The organism is Mycobacterium sp. (genome assembly GCF_052143115.1).
Lineage (GTDB): Bacteria > Actinomycetota > Actinomycetes > Mycobacteriales > Mycobacteriaceae > Mycobacterium.
Genome location: NZ_JBKQTQ010000181.1, coordinates 28,434 through 54,339, shown reverse-complemented (window position 1 = coordinate 54,339; position 25,906 = coordinate 28,434). Strand labels below are relative to the sequence as shown.

General features: G+C 65.0%; 19 protein-coding genes. 7 read left to right on the top strand and 12 right to left on the bottom strand.

Going from position 1 to position 25,906, the window contains the following annotated elements; all coding sequences use genetic code 11:
• The first annotated feature begins 4 nt into the window (after positions 1-4).
• Genes ACLQI9_RS18500 through ACLQI9_RS18490 form a run of 3 tightly spaced genes read left to right on the top strand, consistent with a single transcriptional unit; the run spans position 5 to position 5,987 of the window.
• Positions 5-727 carry a hypothetical protein gene (locus tag ACLQI9_RS18500; protein ID WP_442378548.1) on the top strand — a complete coding sequence of 241 codons (723 nt, stop codon included), beginning with the start codon at positions 5-7 and terminating at the stop codon, positions 725-727.
• Complete coding sequence (locus tag ACLQI9_RS18495; protein WP_442378549.1) at positions 724-3,921, top strand: ATP-binding protein; 3,198 nt, start codon at positions 724-726, stop codon at positions 3,919-3,921. Before ACLQI9_RS18500 ends, ACLQI9_RS18495 begins: the two co-directional genes overlap by 4 nt.
• A complete protein-coding gene (locus ACLQI9_RS18490) occupies positions 3,918-5,987 on the top strand; it encodes an FAD-dependent oxidoreductase (protein ID WP_442378550.1) in 2,070 nt (689 codons plus the stop codon). The genes ACLQI9_RS18495 and ACLQI9_RS18490 overlap by 4 nt, the downstream gene beginning before the upstream one ends.
• 144 nt (positions 5,988-6,131) lie before the next feature.
• On the opposite strand, the gene ACLQI9_RS18485 is transcribed toward ACLQI9_RS18490, so the two are convergent.
• Positions 6,132-7,535, bottom strand: coding sequence for an FAD-dependent oxidoreductase (locus tag ACLQI9_RS18485; protein WP_442378551.1), 1,404 nt, complete (start codon positions 7,533-7,535; stop codon positions 6,132-6,134).
• Positions 7,535-10,747, bottom strand: a complete 3,213-nt coding sequence (locus ACLQI9_RS18480; RefSeq protein WP_442378552.1) for an adenylate/guanylate cyclase domain-containing protein — start codon at positions 10,745-10,747, stop codon at positions 7,535-7,537. The genes ACLQI9_RS18485 and ACLQI9_RS18480 overlap by 1 nt, the downstream gene beginning before the upstream one ends.
• Positions 10,748-11,031: 284 nt before the next feature.
• Here ACLQI9_RS18480 and ACLQI9_RS18475 point away from each other — a divergent pair, with 284 nt between their 5' ends.
• Both ACLQI9_RS18475 and ACLQI9_RS18470 read left to right on the top strand, forming a co-directional pair.
• Complete coding sequence (locus ACLQI9_RS18475; RefSeq protein ID WP_442378553.1) at positions 11,032-13,362, top strand: peroxidase family protein; 2,331 nt, start codon at positions 11,032-11,034, stop codon at positions 13,360-13,362.
• 141 nt (positions 13,363-13,503) lie between these two features.
• Entirely contained in the window at positions 13,504-14,904 is a 1,401-nt protein-coding gene (locus tag ACLQI9_RS18470) for a lipoxygenase family protein (protein ID WP_442378554.1), read from the top strand.
• Here ACLQI9_RS18470 and ACLQI9_RS18465 read toward each other — a convergent pair.
• The 5 genes from ACLQI9_RS18465 to ACLQI9_RS18445 all read right to left on the bottom strand — a co-directional run bounded on the left by ACLQI9_RS18465 (position 14,901) and on the right by ACLQI9_RS18445 (position 18,835).
• A complete protein-coding gene (locus ACLQI9_RS18465) occupies positions 14,901-15,488 on the bottom strand; it encodes a GNAT family N-acetyltransferase (protein ID WP_442378555.1) in 588 nt (195 codons plus the stop codon). The genes ACLQI9_RS18470 and ACLQI9_RS18465 overlap by 4 nt on opposite strands.
• Positions 15,485-16,696 (bottom strand): winged helix-turn-helix domain-containing protein, encoded by a 1,212-nt coding sequence (locus ACLQI9_RS18460; protein WP_442378604.1) that lies wholly within the window; start codon positions 16,694-16,696, stop codon positions 15,485-15,487. The genes ACLQI9_RS18465 and ACLQI9_RS18460 overlap by 4 nt, the downstream gene beginning before the upstream one ends.
• A 27-nt stretch (positions 16,697-16,723) precedes the next feature.
• On the bottom strand, positions 16,724-17,458 hold the full coding sequence (locus tag ACLQI9_RS18455) for a cell division protein DivIVA (RefSeq protein ID WP_442378556.1): 735 nt from the start codon (positions 17,456-17,458) through the stop codon (positions 16,724-16,726).
• A gap of 83 nt (positions 17,459-17,541) precedes the next feature.
• Complete coding sequence (locus ACLQI9_RS18450) at positions 17,542-18,027, bottom strand: dihydrofolate reductase (RefSeq protein WP_442378557.1); 486 nt, start codon at positions 18,025-18,027, stop codon at positions 17,542-17,544.
• A gap of 7 nt (positions 18,028-18,034) precedes the next feature.
• A complete protein-coding gene (locus tag ACLQI9_RS18445; RefSeq protein WP_442378558.1) occupies positions 18,035-18,835 on the bottom strand; it encodes a thymidylate synthase in 801 nt (266 codons plus the stop codon).
• A gap of 153 nt (positions 18,836-18,988) precedes the next feature.
• On the opposite strand from ACLQI9_RS18445, the gene ACLQI9_RS18440 reads away from it, so the two are divergent.
• On the top strand, positions 18,989-19,729 hold the full coding sequence (locus ACLQI9_RS18440) for a dienelactone hydrolase family protein (RefSeq protein WP_442378559.1): 741 nt from the start codon (positions 18,989-18,991) through the stop codon (positions 19,727-19,729).
• A gap of 39 nt (positions 19,730-19,768) precedes the next feature.
• Positions 19,769-20,806, top strand: coding sequence for a TIGR03617 family F420-dependent LLM class oxidoreductase (locus ACLQI9_RS18435; protein ID WP_442378560.1), 1,038 nt, complete (start codon positions 19,769-19,771; stop codon positions 20,804-20,806).
• On the opposite strand, the gene ACLQI9_RS18430 is transcribed toward ACLQI9_RS18435, so the two are convergent.
• The 5 genes from ACLQI9_RS18430 to ACLQI9_RS18410 are packed head-to-tail and all read right to left on the bottom strand — an operon-like array spanning position 20,781 to position 25,906.
• Positions 20,781-21,761 carry an aldo/keto reductase gene (locus tag ACLQI9_RS18430; RefSeq protein WP_442378561.1) on the bottom strand — a complete coding sequence of 327 codons (981 nt, stop codon included), beginning with the start codon at positions 21,759-21,761 and terminating at the stop codon, positions 20,781-20,783. The genes ACLQI9_RS18435 and ACLQI9_RS18430 overlap by 26 nt on opposite strands.
• Before the next feature lie 18 nt (positions 21,762-21,779).
• On the bottom strand, positions 21,780-22,877 hold the full coding sequence (locus tag ACLQI9_RS18425; RefSeq protein WP_442378562.1) for an acyl-CoA dehydrogenase family protein: 1,098 nt from the start codon (positions 22,875-22,877) through the stop codon (positions 21,780-21,782).
• A complete protein-coding gene (locus ACLQI9_RS18420) occupies positions 22,874-24,085 on the bottom strand; it encodes an acyl-CoA dehydrogenase family protein (RefSeq protein ID WP_442378563.1) in 1,212 nt (403 codons plus the stop codon). The genes ACLQI9_RS18425 and ACLQI9_RS18420 overlap by 4 nt, the downstream gene beginning before the upstream one ends.
• Before the next feature lie 17 nt (positions 24,086-24,102).
• A complete protein-coding gene (locus ACLQI9_RS18415) occupies positions 24,103-25,134 on the bottom strand; it encodes a phosphotransferase family protein (RefSeq protein ID WP_442378564.1) in 1,032 nt (343 codons plus the stop codon).
• Positions 25,127-25,906 carry an SDR family oxidoreductase gene (locus ACLQI9_RS18410; protein ID WP_442378565.1) on the bottom strand — a complete coding sequence of 260 codons (780 nt, stop codon included), beginning with the start codon at positions 25,904-25,906 and terminating at the stop codon, positions 25,127-25,129. The genes ACLQI9_RS18415 and ACLQI9_RS18410 overlap by 8 nt, the downstream gene beginning before the upstream one ends.

Genomic DNA, 25,906 nt, shown 5'->3' with positions numbered 1-25,906 from the left:
GCCGATGGATGACCCGATGGTGATCGCCACCCGTTTCGCGACGATCACCCGCAAGATGGTCAATGACGCGGCGCAGGTCGCGATCGATGCATTCGACAAGATCAACAAGACTGGCGGATCTACCTACACCGCGGCAGACGCGATCGAATCGATGACCACGCTCGCCGGTATCGCCATCTCTGGCGGCTCGGCGCTGGCGCGGATCCCGCTGCAGATCCAGCCGGACAACGGCCCGATGCTGGTCGCCGACGAGGTTGCCGCGGTCATCACACGTGCCCTGACCGACGCGACGGCGGTCGCCGGCGATGCCGCCGAACAGATCAACGACGGCACCTTCAGAGCCAACTGGGTCGACTCGGCGGTCGCGTTGACCGGTATGGCGGTGCTTCGCGCGGCCGAGGCCGGGGAAGCGATCGGTGCCGGACCGGGCGTGCTGGGCGATCCACGAAAGGTGTTCCCGTACACAATCAACGGTGTTAATCTCACAGACCAGCTCGTGCTCAAGATGGCCTCCCCGCTGGCCCGCCCCGACGTCGCCGACGAGGACATCGCCCGCCTTGTCCGTTTCGATCCTGACGGGGGTGTGTTGAAAGCGGGTCGTGGTAACAGTGATTTCTCGTTGACGATCAACTGCGCGGGAATTCCCAGCGGGATCTACCTTGGCCAGGTGGAGGTTTCCGGTGGTGCTCAGCCGATCCCACCTATAAAGGTCACTCTCAACCTGTGAGCCGACCCGACCAACCGCCCGGCGTTGACGAACTGCTCGATCGTGCGCTGCGCGCGCTCGCCGCGGGGCAACGGGCGACCGCCAACCGCCTCGCCGAGCAGGTCCTGGCCGTCGACCGTCACAACGTCGATGCCGAGGATCTGCTTGCCGCCCCGGCCGATCCGGGCGAAATCCGAAGGATAACAATCCTTTTCGCGGACCTCGTTGATTCAACTGCGCTGTCGACCCGAATCGAGCCCGAGACATATCGCACTGTGGTTGGACGCTACCGCGACGAGGTGCTACGCGTCGTCCAGCATTATGGTGGCCACCTCGGCAACACCAAGGGCGACGGGCTGCTCGCCGTCTTCGGCCATCCGGAAGCACATGAGGACGATGTCCAGCGCGCCGTGCAGGCCGGACTGGACATTACGCGCGAGGTCGCCGTACTCAGCGCCCGTCTGCGGCGCCGCTTTGGTTTCGACATCGACGCGCGGGTCGGAATCCACCGTGGAATCGCGTATTTGGATACCGCCCAGGATGACGTTTACGGCTTCGCCGCCAACCTCGCCGCTCGGATGTGCAGCCTCGCCGAACCCGGCACCGTCGCCGTTTCTCAGGCCGTCGAGCAACTCATCCGTAGCCGATTCGAACTCAAGGCACACCTTCCCAGGGCCGTCAAGGGCGTTGACCAACCGGTCCGCTATTTCCTGGTTGTGGCCGAGCGCGACCTGACCCAGACTCCGGCAGGCCCGCTCGTCGGACGAGAATCCGAATTCGCCTACTTAGAACAAGCGTGGGCTCAGGCCAGCGTCGGAGAGTTGCGGACCACCGGAGTCGTCTTTGTGGGTGAGGCCGGGATCGGCAAGAGCCGCCTCGCGTGGTCGGCCGTCGAAATGGCGGAGCGGTCGCACGGCGTCGTTCTTCAGCTGATCGGCTCGCCGTTCTATACCGACGTCGGTTTACGCCCGGTCCGTCGGCTGTTGGAACGCCGCTGTGGCATCGGCCGCACTTCCCAACCGGAGGAACGACTGCGGCATCTGCGCCGCGAGCTCGAGGAACGTGCACTTGACCCGGCTACCAGCGTCCCGCTGTTGGCTCCGGTGCTGGGCATCGGTCCGGAAACCGGCTATAGCGCTGTACCCGCCGAGGGCCGCAAGCTCTATCAGCAAATTACCGTCGCGGTCCACGAATATTTAATGGCATGCAGCCGAGATGCGCCCACGCTCATTCTCGTCGAGGACATGCACTGGTTCGATGAGGACACCTTCGACGTGGTTGGTTCACTCTTGGACGCCGACCTCGGCGGGCACGTCCTTGTCGTGATGACCAACCGCAACCGAATGTCTCTGCCCGACGTCGCGAAAGCGCAATTGTTCGAACTCCAGCCGCTCGGCGACGACGAAGCCGACCAGTTGATCACCGCCTTGCACCCAGGGGTACGCGCAGAGGAACAACGCGCGATACGCCAACGCTGCGTTGGGATTCCGCTCTACATCGAAGAAGTGGTCGCAAAGCTCAAGGAGCAACCTTCCGACGCGTCCAACTCGCACGTTGTGCCCGACACTCTGTACGAGGCGTTGTTCGCGCGTCTTCGGTCCAGTCAAAGCGCGGTGCAGGTGGTCGAGGCGGCCGCCATTATCGGCAGCCGTATCGAGCGTGGGTTGTTGCTATCAGTGCTCGACTTGCCCGAGGGCGAAATCGATGCGGTGATCGACGAACTAGTGAGTGCTCGTGTGCTGGAATCACTTAGCCAAGAGAGTTTCCGCTTTCGCCATGAGCTACTCCGCGAAGTAGCAGAGGAACTGTCGCCACCCACGCTTCGCCGCAGTTTGCACAGCCGCATCGCAGACGGCCTGGCGTCGACGCAGGGCAATCCCGACTGGCCGTTGATCGCGCGTCACTACGAGCGTGCCGAGCGCTTTTCCGAGGCGGCATCGGCCTACGCCGCGGCGGCGGCCAATGCCAGGCTGCGCGGCGCACTCCGGGAGGCACTGACCTACCTGGCGCATGCCATTTCACAGGCCGAGCGCTGCCCGTCCGGAGGCGAACGCGACCGCCTTGAAATCGCGCTTCGACTCGGGCGCGCGTTCCTAGCGCAGGCGGCCGAGGGTGTGGCGAGCCAGAACGCCGCCGCCGACTTCGAACGTTGTCTAGCCCTGTGCAGCAGCGACTTAGCCGACGACGAGCTCTTTTCGACCGTAATGTCGCTCTACCCGTACTACACGATGCGGGCCGACCTCGACCGTGCCGAACGGCTGGTCAGGTCGGTGCGTGCGCAGCTCACCGGTCCGCGGGAGTGCTTCCTGCCCATCAACGAATTCGGGCTGGGGATGTTGGCCTGGTACCGAGGCGAATTCGGGTACGCCCACAAGAAGCTTGAGGTGGCAGCCAATACACTGACCGAGGCATGTACCCGCGACCTCGAAGCGATGTTGTTCATGCCCAACGACGCCACCGCGGGGCTGTACACGCATCTGGCACTGGCCCGCTACATCGACGGTGACCTCGCCGGCGTGGCCGCCGAGCTGGATCGAGCCGAACAGCGGTGTGCCGAAATACCTTTTCCCAAGGGTGCTTTCAGTTTGGCCTATGCGCGACAAATGGAGTTGTTGATCCGGGTGGAAGCCGGGCAGCTGCATCGTGCCGCAGAGATCGCAGTCGAGCTGATTACCCTGGGCGAGCAGCACGGCTTCGATTTTTGGGCGCTGGTCGGGACGGCCCAGCAGGCCACAGTGGCAGCCGCATCAGCCTTGGCGGACAATGCCGATCGGGTGATGTTGCAGCCACACGTAGCAGCGCTAACCGCATTCGTCGAGGTGTCGCGATCGATGGACACAATCTCGCTCGTCACCTTCTACGACGCCATCTTGGCACGCCTGCTCATTGCCAGCGGCGAATTGGCGAAGGCACGCGAGCGCTTGCAAATCGGGCTGGAGTTGGCCGAACGAACCAGGATGCACTTCTACGACGCGGAGTTGGTGCGGCTGCGAGCCCACACCACGGACGACATAGGCGCACGCCGCGAGGATCTCGAGGCGGCCTTGGAGTTGGCCCGGCGTCAGGATGCGCCGATCTTCCAGCTACGCGCCGCGACAGATCTTTTCGCGCTCGACGGTGCACCGTCCCGGCACGCGGTATCGGGCGCGCTGAGTGGGTTTTCCGAAGGGAGCAGTTGGCCGGAAGTCGCGCCCGCCCGGGCAATGCTCGAGTGAGACGGCCCGGGGGGAAGGTCGCCATCATTGGTGGCGGCATGGCGGCGTTGAGTGCCGCCTGGCGGCTAAGTGAGCCCGCTTCGCGTGATCGCTTCGAGTCCATAACCGTGTACCAGCGCGGCTGGCGGCTCGGAGGCAAGGCGGCATCCAGCCGCGGCCCCAACGGGCGCATCGAGGAACACGGGCTACACATCTGGCTGGGATCGTATGAGAACGCATTCGCCCTGCTGCGCGAGTGCTATGCCGAATTAGACAGAGCTTCAACAGATCCCACGGCCCCGATACGAACCTGGGAAGAGGCGATCGCGCCAGCCGACAATCCCGGGCTGGCCGATAGGTGGAACGGCAGCTGGGTGACATGGCAGGGTACGCACCCGCGCGACGACAAGCTCCCCGGCGACCCGACCAGTACGGGCCGCGAACTTACCGCGGCAGCGTTCGTCGAGCGGGCCCTAGGACTCGTACTTGCCTTCGCCGACTCGCTGCGGGATGCGGCCCCGGGGCGTCTGATGCTCAGCGCGTCGGCCGATCCCCCAGCGCCGCCGCCGTCGCTGCCGTCGGACGCGACGGTGCGTGCGACGTTGGCCGCGCTACTGGCAGTGGTGGATCCGCAATTCAGCCAAGCCCCGCCGTCCGACGTCCTCGAACACACGCTCCTTGCGGTACGCGACGCGATCGACGCTGACAATCGGGTGGACCGCAGGCGCAGTTGGGTGTTGATTTCGCTGGTCGTCGCCGCCGTACGCGGCATCATCGCCGACAAGCTGATCACCGATGCCCGCGGCTTCGCTGCCGTCAACGACGAGGACTTCTACGACTGGGTCCTTCGTCACGGCGCACATCGCGACGTTCTCGATTCCGCAATGGTGCGCGGCGTATATGACTTGGTATTCGGTTACCGCGATGGTGATCCGCGGCGCCCCGCGGTTGGTGCGGGGGTGATGACATTCCTTATCGGCCAAGTTCTTTTCGGCTACCGGGGAGCGATTTTCTGGAAGATGACGGCCGGGATGGGCGACGTCGTGGTCGCACCCCTGTATCAGGCACTGCGCAGGCGCGGTGTGGAATTCGAGTTCTTCCATCGTCTCGACGGGCTCCATTTGGATACCTCGCGTCAGTCGGTCGCCACGATAACGATGGGCCGACAAGCCCAACTCGCCGAAGACCTTCACCATTACGAACCGCTTACCAGAATTCGCGGTCTCCCGGTGTTCCCGAAGCAGCCCCTTACGGAACAGCTCCGGACAACCGCTGGGCTGGATGCGACGGAATCGCATTTCGGCGCGCATGACGATGTCGAAACACGAACTCTGCGAAGTGGTGTCGATTTCGATCACGTGGTGCTCGCCGTGTCGATTGGGATGGTCCCGATCGTGGCCGGCGAGCTCATCGAAGATCGCCCGGAATGGCGCGACATGACAGCGCACGTCCGCACAGTCGCCACCCAGGCCTTCCAGATCTGGCTGCGACCGGACGAGGCGTCGCTCGGCTGCAACACCCCCGGGGCGACCGTCAGTGCCTACCTGCCGCCGTTCGACACCTGGGCCTCGATGCCGCAGACGTTGTCGGCCGAAGATTGGCCGCACACAGAACCGCCCGGTGCCGTCGCATACTTCTGCGGCAGCCTCGACGCGCCGTGGCCCACAACGGATGACCATTCGCGTTACGTGAGTCGATTTACCGATCAGGTCCATGCCGCGGCCGTAAGATTTCTCGATCACCATGTCGGGCTGTACTTTCCGAACGCCGTCACCGAGCATGGCTTCGCATGGCATCTGCTCTGCGGAGTGAACGGTCAACGAGGACGCGAAGCGCTGGCGACCCAGCACGTCAGCGTGAATATCGACCCGTCGGACCGCTACGTGCAGTCACTGCCCGGCAGCGACCAATATCGGTTGCGGCCGGACGAAAGTGGTTACGACAACTTGGTACTGGCCGGTGACTGGACCGATTGCGGGATGAACGCGGGCTGCATCGAGGCCGCTGTAAGGTCGGGGTTGCAGGCAGCTAATGCACTGCTGGGGCGTCACCGCTATCACCGCATTCGTGGTTTCTATACGCCGTGAGGAGTCGCCTTTGCGAATGCCGATGACCCCGAGACTCGCCAGGCCTTGCCGGTATGGCTACCCGTAGCGACGACGATATCCATTGCTCGTCAACGGTTCGGCCGCAGCGCAGACGGCCACGCAGACGGAGGGTTCTGCGTGTCGTTAGCCGGCTCGTCCGGCTTCCCAGTCAGCGACTCGCCGAGGTTGCCGATCAGCTCTCCGGCGGCGCACGTTGACGACGGCCACCCGGTACAGAAACGCGGGGTGCAGCAGGCGAATCGGGGAGTCGATCAGGCTGTTGACTCTGAAGAAGCGCACGGCGACAACGAGATCGGACTCAGAGGCTGCCATCGCCCAGTCCATCAGCCGGGTGGCAATGCGCATCCATCTCGACCGTCGACCTGCCACCGCCGGGAAAGCCAGGTCCAGGCTCGCTACCATCTGCCAGGCCACCTCAATCGGTTTCGCGGAGGCGCGAAAGTATCGCCGCGCGAGATCCGCGCCGCCAGCACGCAGAGATTCCCGCAGCGCGACAGCCTGCAACGCGGCGAGCGTCATTCCTTGCCCGTAGATGGGGTTGACACTGCAGATGGCATCCCCGCACACCAACAGACCATCGGGTAGTTCGGGCATTTTGTCGTAGCGTCGCCACTGGCTGGACGGCATATGGTGATGCGCCACCTCGCTGACCGGTTCGGCGGCCCGCATCGCGGCGATCAGGTGGTCGGGGCAGTACTCCTGGGCGAATGACAGCATCCCGGCCAAGTCACGAGGCGGCTGGTGCCCCACCATCCCGAAGACCGTGAACATCCACGTGTCGTTCTCATAGCCGGTCAGAAACATTCCGGTTGGCCTGTCCGGCGCGGGGCCGATGTCGACAAGCATCTCGCGAAAGGTGCCGTGCGGGATTCGGAGCAGTTGGCTTACGTAGTTCGTGTGCATGACGATGTGGTCCTCGACCGGCCGGCCATAGCCGAATCTCTCCAGCAAAGCCGGTGTATGCGCGCCGCGTCCCATCGCGTCCATGACGACATCGGCCGTTAACTCTCGTTTGGCACCGTCGGAATCGACCACCCGCACTCGGCTGACGCGCCTACGATCCGGAGTCGTCGTCACCTCGGCCACCTCGTGGCCGCTGAGGATCGTCACGTTGCTCATCGCCCGCAGGCGCCGCCGGACATGGCATTCCAAAAACGGCCTGCTCGGCATGTGGATCGCCAGTGCCTTGGGCTCCTTGGCCACCGTGCCCGAGCGGAGTATGTCGTGGCCGCCGAAAGACAGGTGCAACTTGGACAGCTCTCCGTCGTCCCAAACGGGAGCTCCGTCGGCAACCAGTTCATCGAGAAACCCGGGGAAGAGCTCATCCAAGATCTGCGCTCCGCGGGCCAGCAGAACATGAACATGACGCGCCTGCGGTACCCCGCGTCGGACAGCGGGGTCGTCGTCCGGCAGCGCATCCCGCTCGACGACAGTGACGGTTTCAAAGAAATCGGCCAGGACCCTCGCGGCCAGCAGCCCACCCATGCTCGCACCGAGAACGACGGCGCGTTCGCCCAGCCCTGTCATCACTCGCCCACCGAATTATGCTGTGCTGCGGTTAAATTCGAGTCCATATCGGTTATCAGAGCATCGAAGCCTGCGGCTGCCGCCTTGGCGCGGTGTTGTTCCAAGAGTTTTCGGCAGCTGCTTTCGTCGCGACGCGCAAGCGCGAGCAGCGCCCGCGAGCGCAACAGCGGCAGTTCGTGGAGCACGAAACCGGGATCGGTGGGTACGGCGGCCAGTTGGTCGATCGCGGCCTGTGCTTCGCTCTGGTCGCCACTGGAGCCGCGTCGGACCAGCAGTTGCACCAGAACTTCGGTGGCCCTGCCGCGCCAGATCATATCGCCGCTTTCGTACGCCCCACCCACGACTCCCCGCATCAATTCAATGGCGCCATCGAGATCGCCGGTGCGGGCCCCCTCCAGTGCGAACTCAGGCTCGACGATCGTCAGCGCGCTCAGCGAGAACCGCTCCGCCACGGCCATATCGCGGGCTTGGCTGAATAGGTCGAGACCCGCCTCACGTTGCGGGCCTTCGCCGACAACCAGAACGAGGCCCCGGCAGAGTCGACCCATGCCGAGGACGAAGTCGTCGCTGGAACTTTCGGCGATGCGCAGTGCCTCGGTGGTCTCACGCATAGCGGTCGCATCGGCCGGCAGCGCCCCGAAAGGTATAGAGGCGACGTATTTCCAGAGCAGGGCGAACACGTAACTGGTCGGATCCAGCGGAGCAGCCATCGCGATTGAGTCGGCGGCGTCGTCCAGCCATCCTCGGATTCCCAGGCACATCTTGACGTGTCCGCGCATCGCGATCGCGGTACTCAGCGGTGAACCGAAGATCAAGTCGCCCTTCGTGGCGTCGCCATCGGCCAAATCGATGAGCCGGTTCGACAATCGCAGCGCCTCGGTCATCTCGCCCGCCTGACATTTGGCGTAGATCGCCGCGAACAGCAGAGCGACGGTCAGCGTCGGATCTCCGATCGATTCCAGCAGCTCGCTCTGCTCGGAGGCCACCTGGGCCGCCTCGCGGAAACGGTTGTGAAACGTCAGCGCCATGATGAACCCGGTCATACCGATCGCCAGCGACACTTTGTCATCAGCCGCTGTGCACAGATCTCGCAGTTCGTCGAAACCCGTGGCGGCGACGCTGCCACCGGTTCGCCACAGGGTGCCGCAGAGCAGGTTACGCGGCGCGATCTGCAGCGATGCCCGATACGGGACGTCGGCGGGTAGCCGGTCAGCGACCTGGCGTGCACGCTGCCAGTTGGTGCGGGCCGCGCGAATATCGCGAAAGGCCGACCAGGCGCCGGCGCGCATATGCCAGTCGAACGCCGCACGCAAATCCCCAGCGGCTTCGAGGTTTTCGGCAATCAAGGCGGCGTTCTCGTCGGCCGCCCCGGGATCCTGCTGTTCGATCGCGACGGCCAAGCGGCGGTGCAACTCGGTGCGTCCGGCCTTCAACTGTGACTCGTAGGCGACCGTTCGGATCAGCGGGTGCCGAAACGCGTACTGGGCCCGCGGAGTGAACATCACCTGATCGATCAGCTCCACCTGGAGCAACTCGGCAATCGCCTCCCCAACGTCGATGTCATCGATCACGGGGGCCACCAGCTCAGCCCTGAATCGCGCGCCGACAACCGCGGCGGCGTACAGGAAGTGTTTGGCCGGCCTACCGAGGCGGTCGATGCGGGCGGCGATGGTGGCCTGCAGCGTGCCCGGCACAGTGATGTCGGCGGCGTCATCGCGGCAGAGGTAGGCGCCGCGATCGCCATCGAGCACCCCGCGTTGAGCCAGATCACGAACCATCTCCTCGGCGAAGAACGGGTTCCCGGCGGCTCGTTCGGCGATTTGCCCGGCCAGAGCGCGCACCGACGAGTCGGTACCCAGCAGCTCGGTGGTCAACGCCGCGGTCTGCGCCGCGTTGAGCGGCGCCAGGGAGATCGTCTGTGCGCCCGGTGTCCGCGACAGCGCGCCCCGGTATTCGGGTCGATAAGCCATCAACACGAGCGAATGGCTTTGCGGTACAACGGTGACGAACTCAGCGAGCATGGCCTCGCTGACCTCGTCGATCCAGTGCAAGTCCTCGATCACATACAGCGCCGGCGTGGTGCGCGCCAAGAGGGCGGCGTTCAACAGAGCTGCCAACCGTCGCCGACGGGCATCGGCGGTTATGGCGGGCGCCGCGGCGTCGGAGTCGCCGATTCCGAGCAGGTCGTCGAGCAGCAGCAGATCCTCGGGGTTGGCGTCGGGGATGCGGGCCCGGACCTGCGCCCGACCCGCCTGATCGTCGAGCCCGCTGACTCCGAATACCGTGCGCAGCAGTCGCGCGACCAGACGGAACGGGACATCGCGAGTATGGGATTCGCAGGCGACGGAAAACACGTCGACCCCGCGGCCGGTCGCCAGCGTCACGGCCTCGCGCATGATGCGACTCTTGCCGATACCGGGTGGCCCGACCACGCCGGCCACACATCCCGCACCGCTGATCGCCTGCTCGAGGATGCCGGCGACGGTGTTCATCACCCAGGTGCGTCCTACCAGGGTCGGCTCGCGTCGGCCGATCCCGATGCGCTCCGCCGCGGCCCCAAGCAGTCGACGCGCCGGTAACGGCTCTTCGGTGCCCTTGACGTGTACCGACTCGGGCGCCCCCAGCACGGTGACGTGTTCGACCAGCCGCGCGGTGGACTCGCTGAGCATCACCCCGCCGGGCGGGGCGACGGATTCCATCCGCTGCGCCAACCCGACCTGCTCGCCGACCGCGGTGTATGCCCTCGCGTCAGAACTGATTTCCCCGGCGATCACTCGGCCCGAGTTCAGCCCGACCCGCAGCCGCAGCACGACGGCATCGCGGCGCTGTACTTCGTCGGCCAGCAGCGCGATTTGCTCTTGGATATCCAAAGCCGCCAGGCAGGCTCGAAAAGCGTGATCTTCCAGCGCAACTGGCGCCCCGAACAACGCCATGATGCCGTCGCCGGTGAACTTATCGACCGTGCCACCGTAGCGCCGAGTAATCGCCGCCGCGCAGCCGAAGACGTCGGCCATGATCTCGCGCAACCGCTCCGCCCCCACCGCCGAGGCGATCGCCAGAGAATTCACCACATCGGCGAACAACACCGTCACCTGCTTGAACTCCGGCTGTTCTCCAGCTTGTGGCGCAGGCGCTCCGCAGGAGTCGCAGAACCGGGCGCCGTGGCGAAGCTCAGTGCCGCACGCTCGGCACACTGCGCCTGCTGGCCCCATCCGCCTCTCCCGCCACTAAACCCGTGGTGCGGACCCCCCCGATGCACCAACACTGAAGATTATCGACCCACGGGGCTGCGGAAGCAGGCGTTTGGCCCACGACACACGCGGGCAACACTTTTGGCCGGCACCATCCAAGTAACCCTCCTATGCTTTTCACCTAAATGATTAAGCAAATTGGCGATAATCAGCCTTCCCGCTGGTGAATTGCGGGTTTTACGCCGTAATTTCCACCCACATCGAGTACGTTTTAGTTCGGTTATTTGCCACGCAAGGAGCTTCTTATGTCCCCCAACGCGGGGCCGGTACCACCGAACGGCAATCAGGACGCGCAGGCGGGGCTGGATTGCTTCAAGGGTGAGGATTACCTCGGCGCTGTGCGTCACTACAAAGCGGCGATCCAAGCCGGCGGGACGCCCGACGACTGCCGGGACTGGCGCGCCATGCTCGCCCTCGCGGACGCCAACGCCACCGCCAAGATCAACGTCGAGATACCGAAACCGGTGTACTTCAAGCGCGAGACGCTGCTGGAGCGTTCTCCGGTACGCGACGGTGACCTGCCCAGGCCTCCGCGTCACCGTCCGGGACACGGTTGCTTCAGGCGACTGCGTCTCTTCCTGGGCAATGCGCTCGGTGTTGTATCGACGAAGGTCATGGATTGGATAATCGAGCTGGTGGGCCGGGTATTCGGCTACCGCGGGGAGGTATGGACCAACTGGTACCGCCGCCCGTGGCTGCTGGGAGTCCTGATATTGGCGTACATGCGTGAGCAACTGAACGCACACAACTTGAAAAGCACCTACCCGGCCGGGGCTCTGGTTGCCTTCCAGGAAGCGGGCCAGCGACCGCCGCTGGGCGTCACCCATTTCCGCACTGCCGACGGAAGCTGGAATAACCTTACGGATCCGAAGGAAGGCGCCGCCTGCACGCGCTTCCTGCGCAACGTCGACCTATCGGCAACCTGCCCCGAGCCGGACGAGCGACTGCTCACGCCGGATCCGCGCAGGATCAGCCTTGAGCTGCTCGCCCGCCCGGACGACGAAGACGGCAAACCAAAAGTAGAAACGATTGATTTCCTTAACCTGTTGGCCGCGTCGTGGATCCAGTTCATGAACCACGACTGGATCAATCATGGCGACACCGACCCTAAGGCATCCATCACGGTGACGCTGCCCAATGACGACCCGGCACACCGTCGCTACCAGCAGACCGAATTGGTGATCGGCAAGACCCAGCCCGACCCGACGCGCGATGGTCCGGAGGAGCCGGCTTGCACGAGTTCGATCAACGAGGTCACCCATTGGTGGGACGGCTCGCAGATCTACGGCAGCGACCAGGCCACCCAGAACCGCCTGCGCAGCCGCCAGATGGGCAAGATGAACTTGCGCGAGGACGGCACGCTGCCGCTTGAGCGCGGCACCAACGTGGAGGACACCGGCTTCAGGCGCAACTGGTGGGTGGGCCTGACGATGTTGCACACCCTTTTCGTGCGCGAACACAACGCAATCTGCGACATGTTGTACGACGCCTACCCCACCTGGGACGACAACCGCCTCTTCAACGTCGCACGGCTGATCAACGCCGGGGTGATGGCCAAGATCCATTCCATCGAATGGACCCCGGCCATTCTGCCCAACCAGGCGCTCGAAACGGGGCTGAACTCAAACTGGTACGGCTTGCTGACCTACAAATTTTGTAAGGGCAAGGCGCGCAAGACATTGTCCGAGGTGAACATACGAAACCCCGAGCTCGGTGGCATTGTCGGCAACCCAATCAACAGACACGGCTGCGTGTTCGGGCTGTCCGAAGAATTCGTTGAGGTCTACCGTCTGCATTCGCTGCTGCCCGAGACGCTGCAGCTGCTCAGCCGCGACCAAAAGGGCCCCCCGCAGGAGGTGCCTCTACCCGCCACGCGCCAGCGCGGCTCCGTCGTAATAACGAAGGCCCACGCGATGTCGGACCTGTTCTACTCGTTCGGCAACCAGCACCCGGGGAAGTTGGTGCTCAACAACTATCCGCGCTTCATGCAAGAGCTCAGCGTCGCGGGCAACCCGTTCTTGGACATAGGCACCGTGGATATCGTGCGTGCACGCGAACGCGGCGTACCGCGTTACAACGATTTCCGCAATCAGCTGGGGCTGACTCCGATTCAGAGCTTCGACGACCTGACGGACGACCCCGATGTTCTGACGAAGTTGAGGACTGTTTACGGCGACGTCGATCGGGACAAGGTCGAGGACCTCGATCTGCTGATCGGCACACTGGCCGAAGCCAAAGACCGCCGGCCCACAGGCTTCGGTTTCGGCGAGACGGTGTTTCAGATCTTCATCGTGAGCGCGAGCCGCCGCCTGCAGGCTGACCGTTTCTTTACCGACTGCTACAACGAAGAGGTCTACACCCCGGAAGGTCTGCGCTGGATCGACCGAACCGACTTCAAGACCGTGATCCTGCGTCACTACCCTGAACTCGCGGATACCGGACTGGCCAATATCAAGAACGCCTTCGAGCCCTGGGACGAAGCACCCGAGCTCGATCCGAAGCGGCATCCACTACGCGAGTGGGACGCCGATTTGAAGCCTGACCCGTGGCGCGGCGACGCGTACCGCCAGGCCTGAGGAACTTCGGGAGCGCGAATGCTGAGATGGTTTGTCCGACGCAAGATTTGGGATTTCATCACCTTCGTAAAATTTTTCTTTGCCAAGCCGGTCAAAATCCCAAAGCCGCCGGCTAAGTCGGGGGGCATCGAGCCGAAGCCGATGAGCGAGGCGATTCCCTATGTGGAGGTGCACAAGGTGATGGTTTGCCCGCGCGCCCAGGTTCCCCGTGATGAACGCACCCCAGTGCCCGCCAAGTTCTATGACTTTCAGGTCCGGCTTTACAGCACCGCCCTTTCACCCATGCTGCCGGGCCTGCCACCAATCAGCGCCGACCCGCAGGTGGCGTTGAAGCGAGCTTTCAACGGTCTGCGCCGCAGACTCTTCCATGACCCCGAACTACCGGCCGAATATCTGGGCAGCCCGGACCTCGGCTCGCTGGCGGTACGCGGTCCGTTCGCCTGCTACACCCGCCGCCCGAGAATCAACGCTCCGTGGGAGTGGGACCTTCGCATGCTCAACGACTACGAGCACCACCCGGGGCTGGTAAAGATCGGTTCGCGGGTGGTGTTCCGCGAGGATCCAGTGCGACATGAGCTGCAGGCCTATCGCATCGAGTGCGCGCTGGGAAAAATCGAGCCCACCGATCCAGAGTGGGACCAGGCCTGCAAGATCGCATTGTGTGCCGCATCGACGCACCTGTCGCTCGTGCGCCACTTCAACTGGGTGCACTTGGCAGGCGGCGCGCAGTTGGCCATCGCGACCCGCAACAGACTCCCCACCAAACACTCGCTGTTCAGGCTGCTGTGGCCATACATTTTCGGCACCATGCAAAGCAACGACATGGTCACCCGGGGGCAGATGGCACCCGGTGGCGACTTCGAGACCACCTTCAGCTTCACTTTCAAGGGCATGTGCGAATTATTTGACGACACCTACACGCAATATCAGCACAGCGTCAACGACCCCGAGAAGGACGGTAATTCGCGCTATGTGCGCGGCGTGAGCTTCGCGACACCGACGCAAGACAACCTGAAGCAGCTGTTCGATGTCATGCACCAATTCGTGTGCGACTATCTGAAGATTTACTACGCCGACACCAAGGCCCTGCAAAACGACGCCAACGTGATGGGTTGGCTCGATGAACTTAACGTGCTTCTTCCCAACGGCGTTGACGTCAACCGCAAGAACGTCACCTGGGACACGTTCGCGCGGATGCTGGCCGGCCAACTGTATTTGGTGACCGTGCAACACGAGATCCTCGGCAGTCATATGTGGAACTATCAGCTGTGGATACACCGCCAGCCGGCACGGATATATCAAGATTTCCGGTCCGAGCCACTCGACGTTTACCAGCGCCTGGTCAACGCAAACTACATCCTGAATGTGCACCGGCGCCGACTGATGCATAACTTCAATGACATCGCGCTGGACGACTATGCAAGGGCAGCCATGTTGCGCTTTCAGGGCGAGCTCCTGGCGCTGCAGGCGAGAATGGACAGCCACCCGCATGCGATATGGCGACTCTACCCACGCGAATTGAAGGTCAACATCAACGCCTAACTGCCGTGCGCCGGTGAGTCCGGCTGCCCGGTCAGCGGCTCACCGCGGCGCAGTGAGCCGATCCAGGCGTCGCGCCGCTCGCCGCGCTGTTCGAGCAGACCGCGGACGGTCCCGTCGATCCGGAACCCGCATCGCCCGGCGACCCGCCGCGACGCCCAGTTGCCCACCTGCGCACGCCAATACACCACCTCGATGCCCGGCAGCCCGAAACCCCAAGCCAGGAGTAGCCGGAGCGCGCGAGTCATTACGCCCGTGCCCCGTGCCCACGGGGCAAGTCCGTAACCGACTTCGGCACCACCGATGCCGTCGAACCGCAACTCCACGCTGCCCGAGAACCGTCCCCGGTACGCGACGGCAAACATCGCCACATTGGCCCGCCAGCCCTCGGCGACCCGTTTCAGGAAGTCGTGCGCGTCTGACTCGTGGTACGGCACCGGGACCCTCGTCCAACGCTGAAACTCCGGGTCTCGGCATTGCGCGACGATATCGTCCACGTCGCCCGGAAGCGGTTGCCGCAGAACCAGATCCGGCCCGTCGGTCAGCTCGGGAGCCACCGGCAGCCGCACGCGTTTGCCCGAAGTCATGCCGAGCGCAATTCGCCAGCCAAATCGCCGCGGTCGCCAACGGTTACGCCACCCAATCCCAGCCACGACGCCATCGTCGCAAGCTCCGATGTCAGCGCTGCGGCCACCCGCGACGGCGAGCGACCCGGCTCGACGAACGCCCCCACGACGTGAAGGGCATCCGCGGCACGGTCGGCCTTGAGGTCGACCCGCCCGACCAACTCACCGTCCAGCAGAAACGGCCACACGTAATAGCCGAATTGCCGCTTGTTGGCCGGCGTGTAGATCTCGATACGGTAGTGGAATTCGAAGAGCCGCTCCACCCGCGGACGGAAAAAGATCAGCGGGTCGAACGGGCACAACAGCGCCGTGCCGCGATCACGCCGCGGAATCGTCTGCCCCGCTGGCAAATACGCTGGCGCCGACCAGCCGTCGACGTCGACGCGCTCCAGCTCGCCGTCGGCCACCAGTTTGGCGATCGCCGGCTTGGCCTGTCCTGCGGCCAGCCGGAAGTAGTCGCGGATGTCGGCCTCGGTGCCCACACCGAGCGCGGTCGCCGCCCGCCGCGTGAGCTCTCGGACGGCGTCGTCCTCGTCGACCTCCCGCGCCAGCACATCGGGCGGCAACACCCGCTCCGTCAGGTCGTAGTGCCGCGCGAACCCGACCCGGGTCGATGTGGTGAACACCCCGGCGGCGAACAACGCCTCGGCGACCCACTTGGTGTCGCTGCGGCTCCCCCACCAAGCTCCCCTCGGACCGCGGGGCTCGGCGGCCAGATGCGCCTCGATTTGCCCCGCGGTACTCGGACCGAGTTCGGTGACGGCGGCGACGATCTTGTCGGCGAGCTGCGGGTTGGCCTTCACGATGTGGGTGCCCCACCGGCCGTGCCGGTATTGACGCATCCGCCAGCGCAGCAACGGCCAGTCGTCGACGGCCATCAGCGCGGCCTCGTGCGCCCAGTACTCCACCAGCAGCCGCGGCGAGCGGGCGGAGTGATCCCAGGCCGCACGGTCCAGAACAGCCCTGTCATAGGGACCGAGCCGGCTGAACACCGGTGCGTAATGGGCGCGCACCGCGACCGATACCGAGTCGAGCTGCAGCACCTGGATGCGCGAGATCAGCCGTCTCAGGTGCGCGCGGGTGATCGACCCACCGGGCCGCGGCTCGCTAAATCCTTGGGCCGCAACGGCTATCCGCCGGGCCTGCGCGGCGGTCAGCCTAACGGGCAGGGTCACAGCGCCGAGATTATCGCGAGCTCAGCCAGCGGTGACTTTCTCGTCCGACGGCGCTGCGCTGCTTTCCTCCGGCGGATTCTTGAGTTCCTGGTAGGCCGTCTCAAGAGTGGCCGGAACCCCTTCCAGGTCGCGGTACACGCCCATCAGTTGCTCCAGAATCGTGATCCGCTGCTGACTCGCCTCGTCCACCGCCCGCCGGGCCTCCTCACGATAGTGATCAGCCTCCAACTTCGCGTCGGCGAGAAGCTGCTCACGTTCCTGCTGGGCGTCCTGCCAGGCCTCCTCGATCGCCGATTGAGTTTCAGCGGTCATCCTGTCCAATTCGGCCGCGACCTTTGCTTTGGCTTCGTCATATTCCGCTTGGCGGGCGTTTAGCTGCGCACCCAAGTCCGCCAGTAGTTCTTTGTGCTTTTGCTGCTCGGCGTCGGCCTCGGCCTGGGCATCCGCGATCAGCGCCGCTGCCTCGGTGCGCGCTTCCGCCCGCATCTCCGAGACCTCGTCGACGGCCTGCCGCAGCATCTTTGCCATCCGTTGTTGGACCGCGTGCGGCGACGGTGAAGTGTCCGTGAGGAGGGTCACCTCCTTGCGCAAGCCGGCTGATTCATCGTCGAGGTCTTTCAGCCGGGCCCTCAGGCTCTCGACGTCGTCGAACAGCAACTGCTGCTTGGTGGTCAGCATCTCGATGTAGGCGTCAACCGCAGCCGGTTTATAACCCCCCAACGTGCGAGAAAACCTCCTCGCGGCTTCGGGCTCCACTGTAACTCCCCCTTCTGAAATCGCCTGGTAACGGACCCTAAGTCGAGTATGTCACGGTCATGCCGCGCGCGCCGAGGTGAGCGCTACCGCCGACGGTAGCTGTGGAACCGGTAGCGCAGTCCCGTGCGGCTGGTCTCCCACTCCCCTGTCGTGCCGACCCACGTCTCGTCGAGCACCGGAGCGACGACATCGCCGTCATCGCGTGGCAGATCGATGTCGACCTCGGTAACCTCGCAGCGGCCGGCACGCGGTATCGCCAGCGTATAAATCTGTTCGCCGCCCACGACCCAGGTGTCCGGGTCGGTCAGTGCCTCGTCGAGACTTCGCACCACCGTCGCGCCCTCAGCAACGAAGCCGGTCTGATGGGTCAGCACGACATTTCTGCGGCCCGGCAAAGGCCGAAACTTTGCCGGCAGCGACTCCCAGGTGCGCCGGCCCATCACCACGGTGTGACCCATCGTGACGGCTTTGAAGCGGATCAGGTCCTCCGGCAACTGCCACGGAATACCGCCGCTGCGGCCGATGACTCCCGACGTCGACTGAGCCCAGATCAGGCCCAGTTGGCTCACGCGCGGCTCATACGGCGACGGGGGCTTTGATCGCCGGATGTGGGTGGTAGTTCTGCACGACGATATCGTCGTAGGTGTAGTCGAAGATCGAATCGCGATGCGCCAAAACCAGTTTCGGGTAAGGCCGCGGATCGCGGCTCAGCTGCTCGGTGACCTGCTCGACGTGGTTGTCGTAAATGTGGCAGTCACCGCCGGTCCAGATGAACTCGCCGACCGCCAAACCGGATTGCGCGGCCATCATGTGGGTCAGCAGCGCATAACTGGCGATGTTGAACGGCACACCGAGAAACAGGTCGGCGCTGCGCTGGTAAAGCTGACAGCTGAGCCGGCCGTCGGCCACATAGAACTGAAACAGCACATGACACGGCGCCAACGCCATCTGCGGGATCTCGCCGACATTCCACGCCGACACGATGATGCGTCGGGAATCCGGATCGGTCCGCAGCAGCTGCAACGCTGCGCTGATCTGGTCGACCTGTTCACCGGAAGGCGTCGGCCAGGATCGCCACTGCACGCCGTAGACCGGACCGAGATCGCCTGTGTCGCTGGCCCATTCGTCCCAGATCGTGACTCCGTGCTGCTGCAACCAGCCGACGTTTGAGTCGCCGCGCAAAAACCACAGCAACTCGTACACCACCGACTTCAGGTGCACCTTCTTGGTGGTGATCAGCGGGAAGCCGGCCGACAGGTCGTACCGCATCTGGTGGCCGAACAGGCTGCGAGTTCCGGTGCCGGTGCGGTCGGCCTTCGGTGTGCCCCGCTCGAGTACCAGGCGCAGTAGATCCTCGTACGGCGTGGCGATAGGCACGCGGTCAGCTTAGCGGCGATCACAAGCGCGGCGAAGCCGGGCACGGCGGGTCGACGCCGATTAATTCGCGGCGATCGCAACCGCGGCGAAGCCGGGCGCGGCGGGTCGACGCCGATGAACTCACGTCCAACTCCGGGGGGTAGAACGGATGGCATGCCGAATATCACCGACACCGTCACCACTCCCGACGGCACCTGTACCGTCCGCCTGTTCACCCCCGAGGGCGAGGGGCCCTGGCCCGGGGTGGTCATGTATCCCGACGCCGGCGGCGTGCGCGATACCTTCGACGAGATGGCCGCCAAGCTGGCCGACTTCGGTTATGCGGTGCTGCTGCCCGACGTCTACTACCGCCTCGGCGATTGGGAACCCATCGACATGAAGACCGCTTTCAGCGATCCCGAGCAGCGCAAACGGCTGATGTCGATGATCGGCAGCATCACCCCGGACACGATGGCCACCGACGCCGCGGCGTTCTTCGACTACCTGGTCGCTCGCCCGGAGGTGAGCGGGGACAGATTCGGCCTCACCGGCTACTGCATGGGCGGACGGACTGCGGTGGTGGTCGCCGGACGTCTTCCGGACCGGGTCGCCGCCGCGGCGTCTTTCCACGGGGGCGGGCTGGTAACCGACTGCGAGGACAGCCCGCATCTGCGCGCCGACGACATCCAGGCCGTGGTGTATGTGGCCGGCGCGGAGAACGACGGATCGTTCACCGCCGAACACGCCGAACAGCTCGAGAAGGCGCTGACGGCGGCCGGCGTCGACCACAAGATCGAGACCTATCCGGCCGCGCACGGGTACGCCGTGCCGGACAACGCGTCCTATGACGCCGCCGCCGCCGACCGGCATTGGACGGCGATGCGCGAGTTCTTCGGGGCGAACCTGGCAGGTTGATCCGCGTCCGAGTCGACATGCGCGCCCTAGGCTCCCACCATGCGCATCGATGCGATGACGACTCCGGCACCGCTGGGCCAGATCGGTGACCTCGCCCGACGAATACAATCCGCCGGGTTCTCCGGTCTGTTGTTCACCGAGACGGGCCGCACCGCCTACCTCAACGCCGCCGTTGCCTCGCAGGCCGCGCCCGCCCTCGAGCTATCCACCGGCGTCGCGGTGGCTTTTCCGCGCAGTCCTTTCGTCACAGCGGCTGCGGCATGGGAGCTTCAAGAAGCAACCTGCGGGAAGTTTCGGCTTGGTCTGGGCACGCAGGTGCGCACTCATGTCGTGCGGCGCTATGGCGTGGACTTCGAACGGCCCGGCCCACGACTGCGCGACTACCTGCTGGCTGTCAAGGCGTGCTTCTCCGCGTTTCGCACCGGGAAGCTTGATCACCACGGCGAGTTTTACCACCTCGATTTCATTACGCCGCAGTGGAGCGCCGGGCCCATTGACGCGGCTGATCCCAAAGTGGATATTGCGGCCGTGAATCCGTGGATGCTGCGGATGGCGGGCGAGGTGGCCGACGGGGTGCATATCCATCCGCTCGGCGAGCCCGGCTACCTCATCCGCCGCGCTCTGCCGAACGTCGCCGAAGGCGCAGCGAAGGCGGGGCGCGCGATGTCGGACATCGCCGTCATCGTCCCGGTGATGACGATCGTCGGCGACAGCGACGAAGAGCGCCACAAAGAACGAGAACTCGTGCGAGCCAGCATGAGCTTCTACGGAAGCACACCCAACTACGCGTTTATCTGGGACGAAGCCGGCTTCGAGGGGACGACCGCTCGGATTCGGGAGAAGCAAAAGGTCGGCGATTTCGCCGGCATGGCGGCGCAGATCACCGACGAGCACATCGCGGCCTTTGCCACCGAATCGACCTGGGACGGTTTAGCCGACGCGCTCACCGAGAAATACGCCAACATCGCGACTCGGCTCGTGCTGTACAACTCTCTCAGCGCCCTGGGCGATCAGCGGCGCGTCGAACGGTATGGCGAGGTGGCGCGTCGGGTCAGCGTCCGATCAACCGCTGCATGAAGTCGGGATAGCGCGCGCCCTGCACCTCGATATGCGCTGCGGCGTCGTCGATCTCGCGCAGGTCGTCGGCGCTCAGCTCGACATCGGCTGCCCCGAGGTTTTCCTCCAGTCGTTCCAGGCGCCGGGTGCCGGGGATCGGCACGATCCACGGCTGCTGCGCGAGCAGCCAGGCCAAAGCAATCTGGCCGGGTGTCGCACCCTTGCGGGAGGCGATCACCTGCAGTAGGTCAACCACGGCACGGTTGGCCCCCCGGACATCCGCGGCAAACCGCGGAATGCTGGTGCGGATGTCGGAGCTGTCGAATTGCGTGTTCTCGCCGATGCTTCCGGTCAGGAAGCCTTTGCCCAGCGGGCTGTACGGCACGAAGCCGATGCCGAGTTCGGCCAACGTCGGCAGTATTTTCTCCTCGGGTTCGCGCCACCACAGTGAGTATTCGCTTTGCACAGCCGTCACCGGTTGCACGGTGTGGGCGCGACGAATGATCTCGGCCGACGCCTCTGACATCCCGAAATGCTTCACCTTGCCGCTTTGGATCAACTCCCTGACCGTTCCGGCCACGTCCTCGATCGGGACCTCCGGGTCCACCCGGTGCTGGTAGAGCAGGTCGATGCTCTCAACGCCGAGCCGCCGCAGCGAGTTGTCCGCCACCTCTTTGATGTGCTCGGGTCGGCTGTCCAGTCCCGCGATGTTGCCGTCGGCGCCGAAGGCGAAGCCGAACTTGGTCGCGATCACCACCTGCCCCGCGAATGGCGCCAACGCTTGGCCGACCAGTTCTTCGTTGTCCCCATAGGCTTCGGCGGTGTCGAAGAAGGTGACGCCGCGCTCGACGGCGGCGCGGATCACCGCGATCATCTCGGCTGTGGACCCCGACGGTCCGAAGCCCCGGCTCATGCCCATGCAGCCCAATCCGATCGCAGAGACCGCGAGGTTGCCTCCGAGGATGCGCTTGTCCACTTTTGCTCCTGTCGTTCGTCAGGACACCGGCAAGTCAACCAGGTCGGCCAGTCGGGCGCGGTGACGGTAGGCGGTGCCAAAAGCCAATTGATCGCTCTTGGCCCGCTTCAGGTAAAGATGCGCCGGGTACTCCCAGGTCATTCCGATGCCGCCGTGCAACTGAACGCATTCCTCGGCAGCGTGCACAGCGACGCCGCTGCAGTAGGCCTGCGCGACGGCCGTGGCAATCGTGGCGTCGTCGTCTCGGCGAGCACAGGTGCCGGCGGCGTATCGGGCGGCGGCCGTGGCGGAATTGACTTCGATCCACAGATCCGCCAGCCGGTGCTTCATGGCCTGATAGGACCCGATCGCCCGGCCGAACTGCTTGCGCTGCTTGACGTAGCCCAGGGTGGTATCGAAACACCACTGCGCGATGCCCAGCTGCTCGGACGCGAGCAGAGCCGCACCCGTCTCTAGCGCCGCCCGCACCGCGGGATCGGCAGACGCAGTCCCGACGCGCGACGACGCAGCTGAAGAAAACTCCACATTGGCAAGGGGTCTCGTCATATCCAGGGTGAGCACCGACGACACGGCGACGCCTGTCGCGTCCCGGGGGATGGTGTGTAACTCCAGCCCGTCGGGTCCGGCCACCGGCACCACCAGCACGTCGGCCTCGCTCGCGCCGGCCACGCTGGTGACCCGTCCGGTCAGCCCGTCGCCGCTGACGCCGACACCGGCAACCGCGTCGTCGGGCGTGGTGGACAGCGGCAGGACCAGCGCCGCGGTGAGCGAACCCGCCGCTAATCCCTTGACCGTCTCGGCGTCGCCGGCTTCCAGCAGCGCAACGGTGGCCAGCACCGCGCTGGACAGAAACGGCACCGGCGCGACGGCCCGGCCGATCTCCTCCATCACGACGGCTGCCTCACGGGCGCTTGCGCCCGCGCCGCCGAATTCCTCGGGCACCAGCAGGCCGGCCATGCCAAGATCGGCAGCCAGTGCGTGCCAGACATCGGAAAAGTCGTGCGGCGCAGGCCCGTAAGCGCCCATCACCGATTCCGGCGGGCACCTGTCGGCGAACAGGCGGCGCACGCTGTCGCGCAATGCCTCCTCGGTGTCGGAGTACAGCAGGTCGATCATCGAGCTGCTCCTTTATCTAAATCCTTGAATGCGATGTCTTTGTCGACTCGATGTTCCGGGGGCAGGCCGAGGATGCGCTCGGCGATGGTGTTGCGCAGGATCTCCGACGTGCCGCCCTCAATCGAGTTGCCCCGCGCACGCAGGTAGCGATACCCGGGCTCGCGTCCGGTGAAATCGACAGCTTCGGGTTGCCGCATCGTCCAATCGTCGTAGCGCAGGCCGGATTCCGGGTGCAGCTCGATCTCGAAGCCTGAAATCGCCTGGGCCAGACGGGCAAATGTCACCTTCATTCCGGCGCCTTCCGGTCCGGGCTGACCGGAGGTGAGCCGCTGGCGCAGTCGCAGCCCGGTCAGCCGGGCGACCTCCGCTTCTACCCACAGCCGCATCAGCTCGTCATGCATCGCCGGATTGCGCAGCCGCGGTTCGGCCCGCCAGGCTGCGGTGACCTTGCCGATCATCCCGGTTTCGCGCGTGATACCGGCCATCGAGCCGATGGCAACGCGTTCGTTGTTCAGCGTGGTTGTCGCGACCTTCCAGCCACCACCCTCGGGGCCGAGCCGGTTCGCGTCGGGCACCCGGACATCGGTCAGGAACACCTCGTTGAATTCGGCTTCACCGGTGATCTGGCGCAGCGGACGCACGTCGACCCCGCCGTCGGTCATGTCGCAGATGAAGTAGGTCAGGCCTTGATGCTTGGGAACGGTCGGGTCGGTCCGCGCGACCAGGATCGCCCGCTGGGCTTTCTGCGCGCTCGACGTCCAGACCTTCTGCCCATTGACGATCCAGTCGTCGCCGTCGCGCACCGCGCGGGTGGAAACCCCGGCCAGGTCGGATCCGGCACCCGGCTCACTGAACAACTGACAGTAGAAGTGCTCTCCGGTGAACAACGGCCGCAAGAACTTTCGTTGCTGCTCCGCGCTACCGAAGGCGGCAATGGTCGGCGCCGCCATGCCCATGCCGATGCCGTTGTGTGGTCCGCCTCCCGGCGGCGCGCCCGCCGCGGCCAGGTCGGTCTCGACCTGCGACTGAAAGCTTCGCGGCAGATCCAGCCCGCCGGAACCGCGTGGGAAGTGCACCCACGCCAGACCGGCGTCGAAACGCGCCGCCAGGAATTCCCGCGGGTCACTGCTTGCCGGATCGTGCTCGTCGAGCAGCGCCTGCACTCGCCCGCTCAGATCAAGTGCTATCGCTTGTTCGTCGATGCCCATCGGCGTCTCCCATCGATTCAGATACCCGCATCCTCCGCCACTTCACGCGCCTTGCATACCAGCGCGTCGATCCATCGCAGGGTCGGCGTGCCGGCAGCGGCCTTGTTCTGTGGCACGTCCATCGCGCGCCGCATCACACCTTCGGCGATGACGGCGATCTTCCACAGCCCCAACGCGTGCCAGTACTTTAGCGTCGCCGCGTCCCGCCCGGTCTGCGCCAGGTATACCCGCGCCATCTCGGCACGGTCCGGGAATCCTTCCAGCGCGGTGGCAGCGAAGCCGCCCGCGATGTCTTCCTCGCCCGGTTGGGGCCAGTACGCCAGCAGGCTGCCCATATCGGCCAACGGGTCGCCGAGGGTGGACAGCTCCCAGTCCAAGACGCCGACGACCTCACCGGTCATGTGCGAGGTGATGACGTTGCGCAGGTGAAAGTCGCCGTGCACCAACGTCAGCTCCTGCTGCTGCGGTGCGGCGGTGATCAGCCGGCGGGTCAAGTCGTCGAGGTCGGGCAGCTCCCGGGTTTTCGACTGCTCCCATTGCCCGGCCCAACGTTTGAGCTGACGCTGCGCGTACGGCTTGTGGCTGGCCAGGTCATCGAGGCCAGCCTTTTCGAGGTCGACCGCGTGAATCTTGGCCAGGGTGGTGGGCATCGAGAGGCCGATTTGCCTGCGGCGCTGCGGCGTCAACGATTCGGCGATCGGCATCCGGTCCACCACCAGGCCGTCGACGAACTCCATCAACAGCAGCGGGACGCCGGCGGCATCCCGACTCAGCCCGTACACCCGCGGCGTAGGCACGGGGGTGTCCTCCAGCGCCGACAGGATCCGCGCCTCGCGGGCGACGTCGTGCGCCGACGCCAACAGGTCTCCCAGCGGCGGACGGCGCAACACCCACTTTCGCTCTTGGGCGTCACACACCAGGTAGGTCAGGTTCGACTGCCCCAGCCCGATCCGCTCGAAGGTCAGCGGGGCAGTGAACGTGATCGCGAGCTGCTCGATCCATTCCGCGACTTCGGTCGGATCGATTCCGACAACGCCGGAGCTAGCCACCGAGTCCGGCCCCGGCGCGGAACATGAGCGCATTGCCGAGCCGCTGACCGCCGTCGAGCACCAGGGTCTCGCCGGTGATCCAGCTGGCCTCATCCGACACCAGGAACGCGACCGCAGCCGCCACGTCGGCCGGTTCACCGATCCGCCCCACCGCAGTGGATGCCGACAGAGCCTGCTCATGGTCCTTCCACAGCACCTCGGCAAGCCGGGTGCGAACCACGCCCGGGCAGATCGCGTTGACCCGAACCCGCGGTGAAAGTTCCAGCGCCAGTTGCTTGGTGACGGAGATCAGCGCGGCCTTCGTGGCGTTGTACATGCCCATGTTCGGCGACTGATGCATGCCGCCGATGGATGCGGTATTGAGCACGGCGCCGCCGTGCTCGGCCATCCAGGCCTTGACCGCCAGCGAGGTCCACAGCAGCGGCGCCCATAGGTTGACCTCAAAGGTTTTAGTGAACCGGCCGTGGTCTTGCTCGATCAACGGGCCGTATGCCGGGTTGGTGCCGGCGTTGTTCACCAGGATGTCGATGCTGCCGAACCGGTCAAGTGTCAGGTCGACGCAACGTTTGGCGGCATCTTCCTCGACCGCATGCGCGGCGACGCCCAGGGCCTTGTCACCGATCTGCGCCGCGGCCGCATCCGCGCTCTCCTGCTTGCGGGAGGTGACTACGACGTTCGCCCCCGCGTCCGCCAGTTGCTGCGCGATCGCCAACCCGATCCCGCGCGACGCCCCGGTGATGATCGCGGTGCGGCCGGTCAGGTCCAATGACAT